Genomic DNA, 18,388 nt, shown 5'->3' with positions numbered 1-18,388 from the left:
ATTAAAGGGACTGGATAGAACCCTTGGGCAGAACGGCAGAGACGAAGTCCTTTTTGATGGTGACTTGAGTCTGGTCGTTCAGGGCGATCACCAGGTAATCGCTGTCTGCAGCCACTTTGGCAATTTTGCCAACCAGGCCACCGGAAGTGAGCACTTCATCACCCTTGGACAAGGAGCTCATCAGATTGCGATGATCCTTGGCACGCTTGGCCTGGGGACGATAGATCATGAAGTAGAAGATCAGGCCGAATACGGCCAGCATGATGATCATTTCCATACCACCACCCTGTGCACCCGGTGCTGCGCCTTCTGCATACGCCTTGGAGATAATGCTCATTTAACAACCTCTTATTGATGTAGATTTAAAAAAACAAAATTATATGTTGTTGTTATTTAACGTCATTTTCAGCTAACGGAGGCACAGGCTTCCCTTGCCGACGGTAAAACTCTGTTACAAAGTCGTCTAATTTACCCTGCTCGATCGCGTCCCGCAAACCCTGCATCACACGCTGGTAGTAACGCAGGTTATGAATCGTATTCAGACGGGCACCGAGGATCTCGTTGCACTTGTCGAGATGGTGCAGGTAGCTACGGCTGTAGTTCTTGCAGGTGTAGCAATCGCATTCGGCATCCAGGGTGCTGGTGTCGTTGCGGTGCTGGGCATTGCGGATCTTCACCACGCCATCGGTGGTGAACAGGTGGCCGTTGCGGGCGTTGCGAGTCGGCATGACGCAGTCGAACATGTCGATACCACGGCGCACCCCTTCCACCAGATCTTCCGGCTTGCCGACACCCATCAGGTAGCGCGGCTTGTCAGCCGGAATTTTCGGGCAGACGTGCTCGAGGATGCGGTGCATGTCCTCTTTGGGTTCGCCCACTGCCAGACCACCGACCGCATAACCGTCGAAACCGATCTCCAGCAGCCCCTTGAGGGAGACATCACGCAGATCTTCGTAGACCGAGCCCTGGATGATGCCGAACAGGGCGTTCTTGTTGCCCAGCGCATCAAACTTGTCGCGGGAGCGCTTGCCCCAGCGCAGGGACATCTCCATGGACTTGCGCGCTTCTTCATAAGTGGCCGGGTACGGAGTGCACTCGTCGAAGATCATCACGATGTCGGAGCCCAGATCGTACTGGATCTCCATGGACTTCTCGGGGTCGAGGAAGATCTTCTCGCCATTGATGGGGTGACGGAAGTGGACGCCCGCTTCGGTGATCTTGCGAATATGGCCCAGGCTGAACACCTGGAAACCACCGGAGTCGGTCAGGATCGGGCCCTGCCAGTTCATGAAGTCATGCAGATCGCCGTGGGCACGCATCACTTCCTGACCCGGACGCAACCAGAGGTGGAAGGTGTTACCCAGTAGGATCTGGGCGCCGGTTTCACGCACTTCTTCCGGGGTCATCCCCTTGACGGTGCCGTAAGTCCCGACCGGCATAAAGGCCGGCGTTTGTACCACACCACGTTCAAAGACCAGTTGACCGCGACGGGCACGGCCGTCGGTGGTTTTCAGTTCAAATTTCATTGCTACCTCGGCTGCGTCAGATAAACAGTCTGACAATAGGAGGGCCGCTCACGACCCGGTAAATAAGCTGAAGCTTATGCTTCAACCTGGCGACGGGTGACGAACATGGCGTCCCCGTAGCTGAAGAAACGGTACTGCCCGGCCACGGCTGCCTGATAGGCCGCCATCACGTTGTCATAACCGGCAAAGGCGCTGACCAGCATGATCAGGGTCGACTCCGGCAGATGGAAGTTGGTGACCATGGCATCGACAATCTGGAACTGGTAGCCAGGGAAGATGAAGATATCGGTGTCACTAAAGAAGGGCGCCAGCGGTTTGCCCTGTGCCAGGGTGACCTTGGCCGCGCTCTCCAGCGAACGGACCGACGTGGTACCTACCGCAATCACCCGACCACCACGGGCACGGGTGGCCGCGATGGCATCCACCACCTCTTGCGGCACTTCCGCATACTCGGAGTGCATGTGGTGATCTTCAATCTTCTCAACCCGCACCGGCTGGAAAGTCCCCGCCCCTACATGCAGGGTGACGAAGGCCGTTTCAACCCCTTTGGCCCGAATTTTCTCAAGCAGCGGCTCATCAAAGTGCAGACCGGCGGTCGGCGCCGCGACGGCGCCCGGCTTTTGATTGTACACGGTCTGGTAGCGCTCCTTGTCGGCATCCTCGTCGGGACGGTCGATATAGGGGGGCAGCGGCATGTGGCCGATGGCCTCCAAAATCTCCAGCACCGGACGCGGGTCGAGGAAGTGGATCTCGAACAGGGCGTCGTGGCGGGCGCGCATCTCTGCCTCCACACCACCATCCATGATCATCCGGGTGCCGGGCTTGGGCGCCTTGGATGCACGGACATGGGCCAGCACGCTGTGCTCGTCCAGAATGCGCTCGACCAGTACCTCCAGCTTGCCGCCGCTAGCCTTCTGGCCAAACATGCGCGCCGGAATGACACGGGTGTTGTTGAATACCAGCAGGTCACCCGGATTGAGCTGATCCAGCACATCCACAAATTGACCGTGGCGCAGGGCGCCAGTCTGACCATCGAGCTGCAACAGGCGGCTGGCAGTACGCTCTGCCATCGGATAGCGGGCAATCAGCTCGTCTGGCAGATCAAAATGAAAATCGGATACTTGCATCTTTCACCTCGGGGGGAATCGGCGGCTAGTCTAGTTATCCCCATCTTCCAAGGCAACCCAAAAGACCAAAAACCCAAGAGAGACAAGGGGTAGCGAGCAATATTGAGACACACCTCCGGTTAATGATTCTTTAATGTTCTGTATTGACCCTGATCATGTTTTGCCAATGGGCGCTGGGCTAGGGTGAAAGCAGATACACAAGGAGGCCCACCATGATGACCCTATCCGAAATCATGACCGAACACCCCTTCACTCTGGGTCCGTCAAACAGTGTCAAACAGGCGATGGACCTGATGCAGCAGGAGCGGATCCGACACATTCCCATCGTCGACGAGCAGCACCACCTGCTGGGGTTGGTAACCCTCACCGATATCCTGGCCACCCGGGAATCCAAGCTGCTGCTCATCAGCCCGGAGCGGGAAGCCGAATTTACCGACAGCGTGCAACTCGACGAGATCATGACACGGCAAGTGGCGAGCGTAGATCCTCACGCCGGCATCAAGGAGGCGGCACTCTACCTGCAGCGGCACAGATATGGCTGCCTGCCGGTACTCAAAGGACGCAAGCTGATCGGCATTGTCACCGAGTCGGACTTCATTGCCGTGGCCATCAACCTGCTGGAATTGATGGAAGAGCAGGAACCACCTACCGACTTTTGATAGATTGCCATGTAATTAAATTACAATAAAAGCGTTTTCAGCCGTCAAAATGAGCTGAAATGATGAAACACTTTCATTTTGATTGAAAAATTACACCAAATGCTTGCCTTGTGATCTGTGTCACACTATCATCCCTCTCATGCAATAGTTGCCGAGGGGGAGACGAGGGATTGTGCACCCATTATCTTCCTCTCATATGTCTGCAAGTTTGCACACCCCGTAGTTAGTCTTTGCTGTAAAGCATTTGTTTATATAGCCATTCCTTGTTTGATGACCCGGCCCTGTCGTTGCGATAGCGCCGGGATTTTTTTATCTGCGCTTTTCGGCTTCCCCCTTACCAGCACATCCCCCATCGCTGCGAGCAGCGGCCTCAATCTCCTGCGCCACCTGTTTGCTCCACCGTTTATCTCATCGCGTCATCGTGGCTCTGCAGACCCCTTCTCATGCCTTGAAAAGGCGATGTAGCGCACAGATATTGAACCACGACAAGGAGTTATCTCAGTAGGCCAGAGATATTCATGTTAGGTACAGCCATAGTGAGCTATCTAATAAGTAGATTTAAGCGATTCAAAATTGCGGCTTTTATCGATTAACGGAAGCCCCTATGATGAATCCATCGAAAGTTAAGCGCCTCGTCTGGCAAGACTCTTCAACACCAGACCGGCATATGTACATCACCAAGGAGCAATTACATGTCTACCTACATCAACACTGAAATCAAGCCGTTCAATGCTACCGCCTACCACAATGGCAAATTCGTTCAGGTGTCTGACGCTGACCTGAAAGGCAAGTGGTCCGTGGTCTTCTTCTACCCGGCTGACTTCACCTTCGTTTGCCCGACCGAGCTGGGCGACCTGGCTGACAACTACGCTGAATTCCAGAAGCTGGGCGTCGAGATCTACTCTGTCTCTACCGATACCCACTTCACTCACAAAGCATGGCACGACACTTCTGACACCATTCAGAAGATCCAGTACCCGATGATTGGTGACCCGACTGGTACCATCACCCGCAACTTCGGCGTGATGATCGAAGAAGCTGGTCTGGCTGACCGCGGTACCTTCGTAATTGACCCGCAGGGCATCATCCAGATCGTCGAGATCAACGCTGGCGGCATCGGCCGTGACGCACTGGAACTGCTGCGCAAAGTTAAAGCGGCCCAGTACGTTGCTTCCCACCCGGGTGAAGTGTGCCCGGCTAAATGGAAAGAAGGCGAAGCCACTCTGGCCCCGTCCCTGGACCTGGTAGGCAAGATCTAAGCCTCCCGCTTCCAAGACCGGCCCGCATAAGGGCCGGTCTGCTTTCCGGCATTTCCAAATAGGCCTGAAAGCAGACCGACTCACATTTAATGCCAACTCGCCATTACAAGAAGGAATTCGACCATGTTGGATACCAACCTCAAACAACAGCTGAACACCTATCTGCAGTACATCGTCAATCCCATCGAGATCAGCGTGTCCGGCAACGACAGCGACAAATCTGCAGAGCTGCTGGCACTGGCCAGCGAGATCGCCGAGATGTCCCCCAAGATCACCCAGACCTCTGGCACTGCCGCTCGCAAGCCTTCCATGAGTGTCGCGCCGCAGGGCCAAGCCCCGCGCGTTCACTTTGCCGGCATCCCCATGGGTCATGAATTTACCTCTCTGGTGCTCGCCCTGCTGCAAAGCGGCGGCCACCCCTCCAAGGCCGATGCGGCCGTGCAGGAGCAGATCCGCAATCTCAAGGGTGAGTTCCACTTCGAGACCTATATCTCCCTCTCCTGCCACAACTGCCCGGATGTAGTACAGGCTCTCAACCTGATGGCGACCCTGAACCCCGGCATCACTCACACCATGATCGATGGCGCCCTGTTCCAGGAAGAGGTTGCCGAGCGTCAAATCATGGCGGTACCGAATGTCTACCTGAACGGCCAACCGTTCAGCCAGGGCCGTATTTCACTCGAAGAGATCGTCGCCAAACTCGATACAGGTGCTGCCGAGCGCAAGGCCGCCGAGCTGAATGAGAAAGATCCCTACGACGTGCTGGTGGTGGGCGGTGGCCCGGCTGGCGCCGCAGCGGCCATCTATGCCGCTCGTAAAGGCATTCGCACCGCCATCGTTGCCGAGCGTTTCGGTGGTCAGGTGATGGACACCGTCGGCATCGAGAACTTTATCTCCGTGCCCTATACCGAAGGCCCCAAGCTGGCCGCCAGCCTGGAGCAGCACGTCAAAGAGTACGGCGTTGAAGTGATCACCGAGCAGCGCGCCGCCGCCATCAGCAAAGATGGATATGTGAACGTGGATCTCGCCTCTGGCGCCACTTTGAAGAGCCGCGCCGTGATCCTGGCTACCGGTGCCCGCTGGCGTGATCTGAACGTACCGGGCGAGCTTGAGTACCGCACCAAGGGCGTGGCCTACTGCCCGCACTGCGATGGTCCCTTCTTCAAGGGCAAGCGAGTAGCTGTGATCGGTGGCGGTAACTCCGGCATCGAGGCAGCGATCGACTTGGCTGGCATCGTCGAGCATGTGACTGTGGTGGAGTTCGCCGACACCCTGCGTGCCGATGAAGTGCTGCAGAAGAAGGCTCGCTCCATGAGCAATATCGACATCATCATGAACGCTCGCACCACCGAAGTGATCGGTGATGGCAGCAAGGTGGTCGGTATGGACTACGAAGATCGCACCACCGGCGAGATCAAGCACCTGGCGGTAGCGGGCATCTTCGTCCAGATCGGCCTGGTACCGAACACTGAGTTCCTCAAAGGGAGCGAGATTGCCCTGACCCGCTTTGGCGAGATCGAGATCGATACCAAGGGCGCGACCTCCCTGCCCGGCGTCTACGCCGCAGGGGATGCCACCACGGTACCGTTCAAGCAGATCATCATCTCCATGGGTGCTGGCGCCACCGCCGCACTGGGTGCGTTTGATTACCTCATCCGCAACCCGGCTCCTGAAGCGACCAAGGCTGATGCTGTGACCGCCTGATAAACCCAGCGCAACAAAAAGCCGACGCCCGATGAAGTAAACACGAGCGTCGGCTTTTTTATATCTGCATCGATGCGCAATAAAAACCCCGCAGCAAATGGCGGGGTTGTTCATGACTGGACTTAAACGACGGGCATCACTCCAGCAAGAAAACAGCCTCGATATTATCACTTACCGTGATCTGCTGTTGTTGATAGCTGTTGTCCGCCATATCCGCCGCAGGTGCAGCCATCGCCATGGCCTGCACCACTTTCAGGTTGCGGCTGTAGGCGGTAATGGGCGAAGCGTTGCGGTACTCCACACTGTAGACCTTGCCAAGCTTCATCCCAAACGCCTTGGCCAGAGACTCTGCCTTGGTTTTGGCATCCTCAACAGCATTCAGACGCGCTTGCTCCTTGATGACCTGCGGCGATTTCAACCCGTACTCAATCTGGGACACAGACTCCAGCCCGGCTTTGAGGGCGGTATCCATCAAAGGGCTCAATTTATCCAGTTGATAGAGTTTGACCGCCAATTGCCGCTGGGCACGGTATCCCAGCAATACCGGCTTTTTGTTCTCGCCATACTGATATTCCGGAGAGACCATCAAATTGCCAGCTTCAACATCACTCCGCTTGATCCCCAACCCTTCCAGTTGGCTGAAAAAGGCTGCGACCTTGGTATCGACCTGCTGCTTGGCCTTGAGGCCCTGCTTATCCAGTGCACTCACCGCCACATTGAGGGTGAGCATATCGGGTTCGGTCTTCTGCTCGGCATAACCGCTCACCACCAGATGGGGCGCTTGCGGCACTTCAATCGCCAGCAGCGGAGCACTGACAACCAGAGCGGAAAGAGTAAGAAGGGGACGCCACATAGAAAAAACCTCAATCGGAAAGATTGAGGCCATTATGCCCGTGCAGCTACGGGATTCATATATCGTGCAAGGGGGGGATCTGATCCAGTATCTGATTGGTCAGATCGAGACTAATGGTGACCATGCTGCCGGGATCCTGGCTCTGGTTTGCCATATCCAGCACAGGAGCCGCGCCACAGACCAACACCTCATCATCGAAATGGAACGAGTCCCACGACAGAACGTGTCCTTGCACCGCCTGCCCGATATTGGGGCCACCACTATCCTCCTCCATCGCAGACCAAGGGATGGTATCAGATGGTCCTAGCAAATCTTGCAACAACGGAGAGTGAAAACTGGCCAGCGGATACTCCTGCTGCCCCTGATGATGGCCAACCAGAATCATGTTATGGGCAGACTCGGTATCCATGACCGGCACATAAGTGATAGAGGCCGTAGCGAAGTCAACATAGAGCGAGCCCGCTACATCACCGGCCTCATTCTCAATCTCCATCCCATCCAGCCGATCCCCCGCGATCGAGGCCTGATAGCCAAACTGGCCTGCGCAGGTAATGTTCCCCTGCCCATCCCAGCTATAACGGATGCCATCAATGTCGACCCAGTTAAATGACTGCATGATTACCCCTCTCCTCTACTGCCGCTATCTTATCCATCCCCTGGGGGAAAAAACAGGGGCCAGGCAAGCCTGGCCCCGAGACAGGGTTACGGATCAACCTTCAAGTTACCGTCACCCAACAACTTCTGAATGATCTCCAGGTCACTATTGCCCAAGGTTGTCAGGTCAATACTGTCAAATTTCATGACGTGGGTGGTTCCTCCATTCGTACCATCCAAATCAATCGTCAATGTTGATTTGTTTGTACCTGGCCCATCACTACTGAAATTGAGGTACACATCAAGCCAACCAGAGTTGGCATGTTCGCCAGTGAGCAGCTCGCTTATATCCAGCACATCTCCACCGTCACCAGTTGTGAAGTCTTTGATAACGTCCACACCACCGGCATCACCCGCCCCCCACTTAAAGGTGTCTTTACCGCCTCCACCGGTCAGGGTATCGCTACCAGCACCGCCAATCAGCAGATCGTCACCTTTCTGTCCGTAAAGAGTGTCATCACCTGCACCACCATCCAGAAGGTCATTGCCACCAACCGAACCGTCCTGACCAAAAGAGATATGACCTGCTGCAATCAAGGCCCTCAGTTCACTGTCGGTTGCTCCAGGATGTGTTGCGGCAAAAGCCGCCCAACCGCCATCGACACTGTCAGCATAAATACTGTCGCCAAAGAGGATATCGTTCCCATCGCCTCCCCGCAGAGCATCATTACCGACTACTGCGACATTGATTAACCCCCCGGCAATATTTCCGATAATACCCATCAACTGATTGGCAGTAATGACGTTATCAGCGAGTCCACCGCTCCCTTCAACATCGTCTAACAATTCTTTAGCACTAGCGGATACATTAATGCCAACAGCTTCAATGGTAAAAGCCTGTGCTGTACCTGGACCAGCCGTTTCGATCAATTCGACCTCACTGACGTTATCATTATCATTGCCTGCTGTACCAAGGACGTGTTTTATCGCTGTCTGTGCATTGGCAGAGATGACTCCACCGGAATTATCCAAGGCTCGATTTGGTGCACCATCAGATACGAACAACACCTTGTTCACATCCGCAGCCAAAACAGGGGCTGACGACTGAATCCAATTATTGGCCTGCACCAGGCCGGCCTCATAGTTCGTATAGCCCCCGTTAGCCATGATTGCATTGACAAATGCAATCGCACTTTTCAACTGTTCAAGATTATCAGTACCATTAGCGGTAAGCGTGAACGTACTGCCAACGGGTGCATTTGTTCCAAACTTGACCAAATGTACCTTGATATCACTAGCCCCCGACTCATAGAGATTATTGAGAGATGCAATAACCGATTGTTTCAATGCATCAAGACGGCTGATATTAGTGGTAACCCCCTGAATATTGGTAAAAGGAATTTTGCTATCCATGCTGCCAGAATTATCCAGGACATAGACTATGTTAGCTTTTTGACCTGGTAACCTGGTGGAGCCACCAACATCCCCAATCAGCACATCATTACCCGCCCCCCCTGAATAACGCCTCCAGTCACCGAATCGAACGGACTGGCTATATGATGAGCAACGTGTGAAGAATCGATATCACTGACATTGTGGCCAACTACTAGAACAGACTGGTTGCTACGGATGCAGATCTCCACGTTTGCAGGAGCCTTATCACCATCCCCATCAACCAAGGTGTAGGTAAACAACTGCTTCACTGCACCATCATCACCAAAGATCGCTGGTGATAAATTTGCCTTGGCAACAAAACTATATTCCCCCACATGGGTGCCTTGCAGGTCGATCTTCAGAATACCGAGCTCTGTATTGAGGCTCAATACTTTGGTATCCTTATCGAAACTATAAGTTACCCCCCCCGTACCCAAGATATCGATATCAGTACCACTAGCATTTAGGGTAAAGGTTTGAGCACCTACAGAGACTGATGCAATAAGACCTACTCCATCAGCACCGGAATTATCGTTAGCCAATACATTACCGATTACCCCACCGCCAGCACTTGCCAGGTCAACCAAGGTAGCGGATAGATTTTCCGGTGAGGCAAGAAGATAAGCACCACTACTAGAAATTGGATTAAGGTAGGTACCTGTATTCACATTGATACCAATCGCATGCGCCTGGAACGGATTGGTTTCGGAATTATTATCGTTATCAACATTCCCATTTGTAATAAATGTTTGCCATGCCGTTATCGCTGAAACTTGACCGGTAGGGTCAGGTTCAGGATTACCATCAGAGATAAAATACAACTTGTTTTGTTGGGCTTTATCTGCACCGACATTATTCACATCAAGAAGAATTTGAGCCTTGGCTGTATTAAGCGCTTCCGCATAATTAGTCCATCCATCTGCGCTAAGCGCATTAACTGCGCTTATCAGGTTGATATAACCAGAATCACTAACCGAGTTGAAGTTATAGTCACCAACATTGGAAGAACCCGTTGCGAAGGTCACCAAATTGACATGAATAGGGGCATCTAGCCCTGCGTAAGCTTGCACCAAGTTAGCAACCGCTGCTTTAAGTGCAGCCAGTTTGTCCCCCTTCATGCTGCCAGAGGTATCCAAAACCAGCGTCACATTAACTAGCGGTAATGGTGACTGGATTATGCAAGCTGGGCCATCGTTCACCGCCACCGGCACGTCATCAGTGATGTTCACATTCACCTTGATGCCACCCACCACCGGGTCACCATCGCCATCCTGCGCCGCAAAGGTAAAGCCATCGGTCAGCAACTTAACTACGTTCTCTCCCTCACCTGATACCAGCAGGTTGTCTGCCAGCGTGAAGGTGTATGAACCATCCGCATTCACCAACAAACTGGCCGCAGCACCGGCAACACCAGGTTGCACGGCACCTTTCGCATCGAAGTACACCGTCACCGAGGTCTGGTTTTCACCAATGGTGGCACTGCCATCTGCCCAACTCACGCCAGTAACCTTGCCAAACCCATCCGCCCCCCACGACACGTTGTCGACAATACTACCAGTGAGTGACAACGGCTCACGCTCACCAACGTCATTACCCTCTGACTTATCCTCGCCACGCAAGGCCTGCAAGTCATCCTCATCGACGTCAACAGTGTCACTGCCCCCTGTTTGCTTGAGCACCGGTACGTCATCAGTGATGTTCACATTCACCTTGATGCCACCCACCACCGGGTCGCCATCGCCATCCTGCGCCGCAAAGGTAAAGCCATCGGTCAGCAACTTAACTACGTTCTCTCCCTCACCCGATACCAGCAGGTTGTCTGCCAGGGTGAAGGTGTACGAGCCATCTGCATTCACCTGCAAGCTGGCCGCCGCTCCAGTTGCTTCAGCCTGCACCGCGCCGTTCGCATCAAAGTACACCGTCACAGAGGTCTGGCCTTCATCAATGGTGGCCATGCCACCGCTCCAGCTCACACCAGTCACCTTGCCAAAGCCGTCCGCACCCCAGGCAACGTTGTCCACTATGTTGCCTGTGACTGATAACGGCTCGCGCTCACCAACGTCATTACCCTCTGACTCATCCTCGCCACGCAAGGCCTGCAAGTCATCCTCATCGACGTCAACAGTGTCACTGCCCCCTGTTTGCTTGAGCACCGGTACGTCATCAGTGATGTTCACATTCACCTTGATGCCACCCACCACCGGGTCGCCATCGCCATCCTGCGCCGCAAAGGTAAAGCCATCGGTCAGCAACTTAACTACGTTCTCTCCCTCACCCGATACCAGCAGGTTGTCTGCCAGGGTGAAGGTGTACGAGCCATCTGCATTCACCTGCAAGCTGGCCGCCGCTCCAGTTGCTTCAGCCTGCACCGCGCCGTTCGCATCAAAGTACACCGTCACAGAGGTCTGGCCTTCATCAATGGTGGCCATGCCACCGCTCCAGCTCACACCAGTCACCTTGCCAAAGCCGTCCGCACCCCAGGCAACGTTGTCCACTATGTTGCCTGTGACTGATAACGGCTCGCGCTCACCAGCGTCATTACCCTCTGACTCATCCTCGCCACGCAAGGCCTGCAAGTCATCCTCATCGACGTCAACAGTGTCACTGCCCCCTGTTTGCTTGAGCACCGGCACATCATCGGTGATGTTTACATTCACCTTGATGCCACCCACCACCGGGTCGCCATCGCCATCCTGCGCCGCAAAGGTAAAGCCATCGGTCAGCAACTTAACTACGTTCTCTCCCTCACCCGATACCAGCAGGTTGTCTGCCAGGGTGAAGGTGTACGAGCCATCTGCATTCACCTGCAAGCTGGCCGCCGCTCCAGTTGCTTCAGCCTGCACCGCGCCGTTCGCATCAAAGTACACCGTCACAGAGGTCTGGCCTTCATCAATGGTGGCCATGCCACCGCTCCAGCTCACACCAGTCACCTTGCCAAAGCCGTCCGCACCCCAGGCAACGTTGTCCACTATGTTGCCTGTGACTGATAACGGCTCGCGCTCACCAGCGTCATTACCCTCTGACTTATCCTCGCCACGCAAGGCCTGCAAGTCATCCTCATCGACGTCAACAGTGTCACTGCCCCCTGTTTGCTTGAGCACCGGCACATCATCGGTGATGTTTACATTCACCTTGATGCCACCCACCACCGGGTCGCCATCGCCATCCTGCGCCGCAAAGGTAAAGCCATCGGTCAGCAACTTAACTACGTTCTCTCCCTCACCCGATACCAGCAGGTTGTCTGCCAGGGTGAAGGTGTACGAGCCATCTGCATTCACCTGCAAGCTGGCCGCCGCTCCAGTTGCTTCAGCCTGCACCGCGCCGTTCGCATCGAAGTACACCGTCACCGAGGTCTGGTTTTCACCAATGGTGGCACTGCCATCTGCCCAACTCACGCCAGTAACCTTGCCAAACCCATCCGCCCCCCACGACACGTTGTCGACAATACTACCAGTGAGTGACAACGGCTCACGCTCACCAACGTCATTACCCTCTGACTTATCCTCGCCACGCAAGGCCTGCAAGTCATCCTCATCGACGTCAACAGTGTCACTGCCCCCTGTTTGCTTGAGCACCGGTACGTCATCAGTGATGTTCACATTCACCTTGATGCCACCCACCACCGGGTCGCCATCGCCATCCTGCGCCGCAAAGGTAAAGCCATCGGTCAGCAACTTAACTACGTTCTCTCCCTCACCCGATACCAGCAGGTTGTCTGCCAGGGTGAAGGTGTACGAGCCATCTGCATTCACCTGCAAGCTGGCCGCCGCTCCAGTTGCTTCAGCCTGCACCGCGCCGTTCGCATCAAAGTACACCGTCACAGAGGTCTGGCCTTCATCAATGGTGGCCATGCCACCGCTCCAGCTCACACCAGTCACCTTGCCAAAGCCGTCCGCACCCCAGGCAACGTTGTCCACTATGTTGCCTGTGACTGATAACGGCTCGCGCTCACCAGCGTCATTACCCTCTGACTTATCCTCGCCACGCAAGGCCTGCAAGTCATCCTCATCGACGTCAACAGTGTCACTGCCCCCTGTTTGCTTGAGCACCGGTACGTCATCAGTGATGTTCACATTCACCTTGATGCCACCCACCACCGGGTCGCCATCGCCATCCTGCGCCGCAAAGGTAAAGCCATCGGTCAGCAACTTAACTACGTTCTCTCCCTCACCCGATACCAGCAGGTTGTCTGCCAGGGTGAAGGTGTACGAGCCATCTGCATTCACCTGCAAGCTGGCCGCCGCTCCAGTTGCTTCAGCCTGCACCGCGCCGTTCGCATCGAAGTACACCGTCACCGAGGTCTGGTTTTCACCAATGGTGGCACTGCCATCTGCCCAACTCACGCCAGTAACCTTGCCAAACCCATCCGCCCCCCACGACACGTTGTCGACAATACTACCAGTGAGTGACAACGGCTCACGCTCACCAACGTCATTACCCTCTGACTTATCCTCGCCACGCAAGGCCTGCAAGTCATCCTCATCGACGTCAACAGTGTCACTGCCCCCTGTTTGCTTGAGCACCGGTACGTCATCAGTGATGTTCACATTCACCTTGATGCCACCCACCACCGGGTCGCCATCGCCATCCTGCGCCGCAAAGGTAAAGCCATCGGTCAGCAACTTAACTACGTTCTCTCCCTCACCCGATACCAGCAGGTTGTCTGCCAGGGTGAAGGTGTACGAGCCATCTGCATTCACCTGCAAGCTGGCCGCCGCTCCAGTTGCTTCAGCCTGCACCGCGCCGTTCGCATCAAAGTACACCGTCACAGAGGTCTGGCCTTCATCAATGGTGGCCATGCCACCGCTCCAGCTCACACCAGTCACCTTGCCAAAGCCGTCCGCACCCCAGGCAACGTTGTCCACTATGTTGCCTGTGACTGATAACGGCTCGCGCTCACCAACGTCATTACCCTCTGACTTATCCTCGCCACGCAAGGCCTGCAAGTCATCCTCATCGACGTCAACAGTGTCACTGCCCCCTGTTTGCTTGAGCACCGGTACGTCATCAGTGATGTTCACATTCACCTTGATGCCACCCACCACCGGGTCGCCATCGCCATCCTGCGCCGCAAAGGTAAAGCCATCGGTCAGCAACTTAACTACGTTCTCTCCCTCACCCGATACCAGCAGGTTGTCTGCCAGGGTGAAGGTGTACGAGCCATCTGCATTCACCTGCAAGCTGGCCGCCGCTCCAGTTGCTTCAGCCTGCACCGCGCCGTTCGCATCAAAGTACACCGTCACAGAGGTCTGGCCTTCATCAATGGTGGCCATGCCACCGCTCCAGCTCACACCAGTCACCTTGCCAAAGCCGTCCGCACCCCAGGCAACGTTGTCCACTATGTTGCCTGTGACTGATAACGGCTCGCGCTCACCAGCGTCATTACCCTCTGACTTATCCTCGCCACGCAAGGCCTGCAAGTCATCCTCATCGACGTCAACAGTGTCACTGCCCCCTGTTTGCTTGAGCACCGGCACATCATCGGTGATGTTTACATTCACCTTGATGCCACCCACCACCGGGTCGCCATCGCCATCCTGCGCCGCAAAGGTAAAGCCATCGGTCAGCAACTTAACTACGTTCTCTCCCTCACCCGATACCAGCAGGTTGTCTGCCAGGGTGAAGGTGTACGAGCCATCTGCATTCACCTGCAAGCTGGCCGCCGCTCCAGTTGCTTCAGCCTGCACCGCGCCGTTCGCATCGAAGTACACCGTCACCGAGGTCTGGTTTTCACCAATGGTGGCACTGCCATCTGCCCAACTCACGCCAGTAACCTTGCCAAACCCATCCGCCCCCCACGACACGTTGTCGACAATACTACCAGTGAGTGACAACGGCTCACGCTCACCAACGTCATTACCCTCTGACTCATCCTCGCCACGCAAGGCCTGCAAGTCATCCTCATCGACGTCAACAGTGTCACTGCCCCCTGTTTGCTTGAGCACCGGTACGTCATCAGTGATGTTCACATTCACCTTGATGCCACCCACCACCGGGTCGCCATCGCCATCCTGCGCCGCAAAGGTAAAGCCATCGGTCAGCAACTTAACTACGTTCTCTCCCTCACCCGATACCAGCAGGTTGTCTGCCAGGGTGAAGGTGTACGAGCCATCTGCATTCACCTGCAAGCTGGCCGCCGCTCCAGTTGCTTCAGCCTGCACCGCGCCGTTCGCATCAAAGTACACCGTCACAGAGGTCTGGCCTTCATCAATGGTGGCCATGCCACCGCTCCAGCTCACACCAGTCACCTTGCCAAAGCCGTCCGCACCCCAGGCAACGTTGTCCACTATGTTGCCTGTGACTGATAACGGCTCGCGCTCACCAGCGTCATTACCCTCTGACTCATCCTCGCCACGCAAGGCCTGCAAGTCATCCTCATCGACGTCAACAGTGTCACTGCCCCCTGTTTGCTTGAGCACCGGTACGTCATCAGTGATGTTCACATTCACCTTGATGCCACCCACCACCGGGTCGCCATCGCCATCCTGCGCCGCAAAGGTAAAGCCATCGGTCAGCAACTTAACTACGTTCTCTCCCTCACCCGATACCAGCAGGTTGTCTGCCAGGGTGAAGGTGTACGAGCCATCTGCATTCACCTGCAAGCTGGCCGCCGCTCCAGTTGCTTCAGCCTGCACCGCGCCGTTCGCATCGAAGTACACCGTCACCGAGGTCTGGTTTTCACCAATGGTGGCACTGCCATCTGCCCAACTCACGCCAGTAACCTTGCCAAACCCATCCGCCCCCCACGACACGTTGTCGACAATACTACCAGTGAGTGACAACGGCTCACGCTCACCAACGTCATTACCCTCTGACTCATCCTCGCCACGCAAGGCCTGCAAGTCATCCTCATCGACGTCAACAGTGTCACTGCCCCCTGTTTGCTTGAGCACCGGTACATCATCGGTGATGTTTACATTCACCTTGATGCCACCCACCACCGGGTCGCCATCGCCATCCTGCGCCGCAAAGGTAAAGCCATCGGTCAGCAACTTAACTACGTTCTCTCCCTCACCCGATACCAGCAGGTTGTCTGCCAGGGTGAAGGTGTACGAGCCATCTGCATTCACCTGCAAGCTGGCCGCCGCTCCAGTTGCTTCAGCCTGCACCGCGCCGTTCGCATCAAAGTACACCGTCACAGAGGTCTGGCCTTCATCAATGGTGGCCATGCCACCGCTCCAGCTCACACCAGTCACCTTGCCAAACCCATCCGCCCCCCACGACACGTTGTCGACAATGCTGCCAGTGAGTGACAACGGCTCACGCTCACCAACGTCATTACCCTCTGACTCACCCTCACCACGCGATTTCAGCAAGTCATCCTCGTCCACATTAACCGTGTCGCTGCTACCTTCTTGCTGCAGCACCGGCACGTCATCAGTGATGTTCACATTCACCTTGATGCCACCCACCACCGGGTCACCATCGCCATCCTGCGCCGCAAAGGTAAAGCCATCGGTCAGCAACTTAACTACGTTCTCTCCCTCACCTGATACCAGCAGGTTGTCTGCCAGCGTGAAGGTGTATGAACCATCCGCATTCACCAACAAACTGGCCGCAGCACCGGCAACACCAGGTTGCACGGCACCTTTCGCATCGAAGTACACCGTCACCGAGGTCTGGTTTTCACCAATGGTGGCACTGCCATCTGCCCAACTCACGCCAGTAACCTTGCCAAACCCATCCGCCCCCCACGACACGTTGTCGACAATGCTGCCAGTGAGTGACAACGGCTCACGCTCACCAACGTCATTACCCTCTGACTCACCCTCACCACGCGATTTCAGCAAGTCATCCTCGTCCACATTAACCGTGTCGCTGCTACCTTCTTGCTGCAGCACCGGTACGTCATCCAGCACAACGATATCCAGCGTTGCGCTGGCTGTATCACCGTCATCATCAGTCAAGGTCACCGTTAGGCTCTCACCCAATTGCAGGTCAGAAGCGGGTTGTTGATGAGCTTCATTATCAAGGAGGGTATAGCTGTAGGAGACACTGCCGTTACCGGTAACGGGATCGTAGGTTATTGCGGTGATTTGCAATCCATTGCCCAGCGGTGTCTCAATGGATACAGGCAGAGCAACCACAGTGCCATTGCTGATCAACTGGATCACCCCGATCGCCAGCGTTTGCACGCCATCGGGGGCGCTGAAGGTAAATACTCCACCTTGAGTCAACGCTGTCGCATTGGGGGTTGAACCATCCGCCAGATTGGCATCACTGACCAACACCTCTCCCCCTTCCAGGGTAAGCCCATCAAGGCCAACCTCCTCATCTACCGGAGTAATGGAGATAACGAGTGTTGAAGTCACTGTATCCTGGCCATCAGTTACCTGATAGTTCACCGGGGGAACTGCACCATCATAGTTAGGAGCCGGAGTAAAGGTATAGCTCCCATCCGGATTGATGATCAGCGTGCCCACTCCGGTAATGGTGGCAGCAACACCGGCAGGGACTCCGATATTGATACCCCAGTCATATGAAACGATAGAGGCATCAGCAGGCCCATCTGGATTGGTACTATTGTCGAGCAAATTCCCACTGATCTGAGTGTCTTCCAGGGTCACGGCGGTTTCGCCCAAATCATCAAGCTGATTTTCAAGAATCAAATCTTCGGCCTGATTTTCATTGATGACAGCGGCCGTATCGTAGGTGGTATCAAACCCTGCAGCCGCTATCGTGGCATCGCCTGTTCGATCAATTGTTACGAAACCACCATTACCACTGGCCCCCGCAACTCCACCAATACCGCCACCACCACCGGCCGCTGGTGCCCCACCAGCAGCAGAAGCCTCAAAGTTTTGAGTCGGGTCAACACCCTGCAGAATCGATTCTTGCAATGCGGCAATATCTGAAGGAGCGCCTTCCTGGCTGGCCGCCACTTGCGGTTGAGCAGGTTCAGCGGACTCGGAACCGGCTGGTACATCCGATGCAGGAGTATCGTCATAAGGGGAAAGAGCCAGCTTGGCGTCATCAGCTATGGCCAATTTTGCTCCGGGTTGGAGAATTTCCCCTTTTTGCAGAGGGCGGCTGCTTCCATCAGCCAGCACAATCTCCACATTGCCTTCTATAGCTGAGACAACCACGGACTTGTCGATGATTTGGGTACGCATATCCATTGCTCCAAGGTGACAGATCTTGATGTCTACACCGTAGAAGGAGATAGCGCGCAGTTCCGTTGCAAAAAAGCGTACGTTCGAGAGGAATTCAACAAATGGACGGAAAAAAATCG

10 protein-coding genes are annotated in these 18,388 nt (G+C 55.2%); 3 read left to right on the top strand and 7 right to left on the bottom strand.

Annotation, left to right across the window (positions count from 1 at the left end):
- Position 1 precedes the first annotated feature (1 nt).
- The 3 genes from yajC to queA form a co-directional block, all read right to left on the bottom strand.
- On the bottom strand, positions 2–337 hold the full coding sequence (gene yajC, locus ACTG2J_RS08575; RefSeq protein WP_005337327.1) for a preprotein translocase subunit YajC: 336 nt from the start codon (positions 335–337) through the stop codon (positions 2–4).
- 52 nt (positions 338–389) lie between these two features.
- Positions 390–1,526: a tRNA guanosine(34) transglycosylase Tgt gene (tgt, locus tag ACTG2J_RS08570; RefSeq protein ID WP_005337329.1), complete on the bottom strand. Its 1,137-nt coding sequence runs from the start codon at positions 1,524–1,526 to the stop codon at positions 390–392.
- A 74-nt stretch (positions 1,527–1,600) separates the two neighbouring features.
- On the bottom strand, positions 1,601–2,653 hold the full coding sequence (queA, locus tag ACTG2J_RS08565) for a tRNA preQ1(34) S-adenosylmethionine ribosyltransferase-isomerase QueA (RefSeq protein WP_005344678.1): 1,053 nt from the start codon (positions 2,651–2,653) through the stop codon (positions 1,601–1,603).
- Between the two features lie 212 nt (positions 2,654–2,865).
- On the opposite strand from queA, the gene ACTG2J_RS08560 reads away from it, so the two are divergent.
- From ACTG2J_RS08560 to ahpF, 3 genes are all read left to right on the top strand, one after another.
- Positions 2,866–3,312, top strand: coding sequence for a CBS domain-containing protein (locus ACTG2J_RS08560; protein ID WP_013723842.1), 447 nt, complete (start codon positions 2,866–2,868; stop codon positions 3,310–3,312).
- Positions 3,313–4,004: 692 nt separating this feature from the next.
- A complete protein-coding gene (gene ahpC, locus ACTG2J_RS08555) occupies positions 4,005–4,571 on the top strand; it encodes an alkyl hydroperoxide reductase subunit C (RefSeq protein WP_005337335.1) in 567 nt (188 codons plus the stop codon).
- A 123-nt stretch (positions 4,572–4,694) separates the two neighbouring features.
- A complete protein-coding gene (gene ahpF / locus ACTG2J_RS08550; RefSeq protein WP_439997393.1) occupies positions 4,695–6,275 on the top strand; it encodes an alkyl hydroperoxide reductase subunit F in 1,581 nt (526 codons plus the stop codon).
- 136 nt (positions 6,276–6,411) lie between these two features.
- On the opposite strand, the gene ACTG2J_RS08545 is transcribed toward ahpF, so the two are convergent.
- From ACTG2J_RS08545 to ACTG2J_RS08530, 4 genes are all read right to left on the bottom strand, one after another.
- The gene (locus ACTG2J_RS08545; protein WP_005337338.1) at positions 6,412–7,128 is read right to left on the bottom strand and encodes an SIMPL domain-containing protein; all 717 of its coding nucleotides are present in this window, start codon (positions 7,126–7,128) and stop codon (positions 6,412–6,414) included.
- Positions 7,129–7,183: 55 nt separating this feature from the next.
- Positions 7,184–7,744: a hypothetical protein gene (locus ACTG2J_RS08540; RefSeq protein WP_439997392.1), complete on the bottom strand. Its 561-nt coding sequence runs from the start codon at positions 7,742–7,744 to the stop codon at positions 7,184–7,186.
- A gap of 86 nt (positions 7,745–7,830) precedes the next feature.
- Entirely contained in the window at positions 7,831–9,219 is a 1,389-nt protein-coding gene (locus tag ACTG2J_RS08535; protein ID WP_439997391.1) for a type I secretion C-terminal target domain-containing protein, read from the bottom strand.
- Positions 9,213–18,269 (bottom strand): retention module-containing protein, encoded by a 9,057-nt coding sequence (locus ACTG2J_RS08530; RefSeq protein ID WP_439997390.1) that lies wholly within the window; start codon positions 18,267–18,269, stop codon positions 9,213–9,215. The genes ACTG2J_RS08535 and ACTG2J_RS08530 overlap by 7 nt, the downstream gene beginning before the upstream one ends.
- Between the last annotated feature and the right edge of the window lie 119 nt (positions 18,270–18,388).

Origin of the sequence: Aeromonas sp. 6P (genome assembly GCF_051919525.1) — a bacterium.
Taxonomy (GTDB): Bacteria; Pseudomonadota; Gammaproteobacteria; order Enterobacterales; family Aeromonadaceae; genus Aeromonas; species Aeromonas veronii.
This window is presented reverse-complemented; position numbering and strand designations above follow the sequence as displayed.

Coding starts and splice junctions, on each gene's coding strand:
- ahpF (WP_439997393.1), top strand. CDS start 4,695: ATGTTGGATACCAACCTCAAACAACAGCTGAACACCTATCTGCAGTAC.
- ACTG2J_RS08545 (WP_005337338.1), bottom strand. CDS start 7,128: ATGTGGCGTCCCCTTCTTACTCTTTCCGCTCTGGTTGTCAGTGCTCCG.
- ahpC (WP_005337335.1), top strand. CDS start 4,005: ATGTCTACCTACATCAACACTGAAATCAAGCCGTTCAATGCTACCGCC.
- yajC (WP_005337327.1), bottom strand. CDS start 337: ATGAGCATTATCTCCAAGGCGTATGCAGAAGGCGCAGCACCGGGTGCA.
- ACTG2J_RS08560 (WP_013723842.1), top strand. CDS start 2,866: ATGATGACCCTATCCGAAATCATGACCGAACACCCCTTCACTCTGGGT.
- ACTG2J_RS08540 (WP_439997392.1), bottom strand. CDS start 7,744: ATGCAGTCATTTAACTGGGTCGACATTGATGGCATCCGTTATAGCTGG.
- queA (WP_005344678.1), bottom strand. CDS start 2,653: ATGCAAGTATCCGATTTTCATTTTGATCTGCCAGACGAGCTGATTGCC.
- ACTG2J_RS08530 (WP_439997390.1), bottom strand. CDS start 18,269: ATGCGTACCCAAATCATCGACAAGTCCGTGGTTGTCTCAGCTATAGAA.
- tgt (WP_005337329.1), bottom strand. CDS start 1,526: ATGAAATTTGAACTGAAAACCACCGACGGCCGTGCCCGTCGCGGTCAA.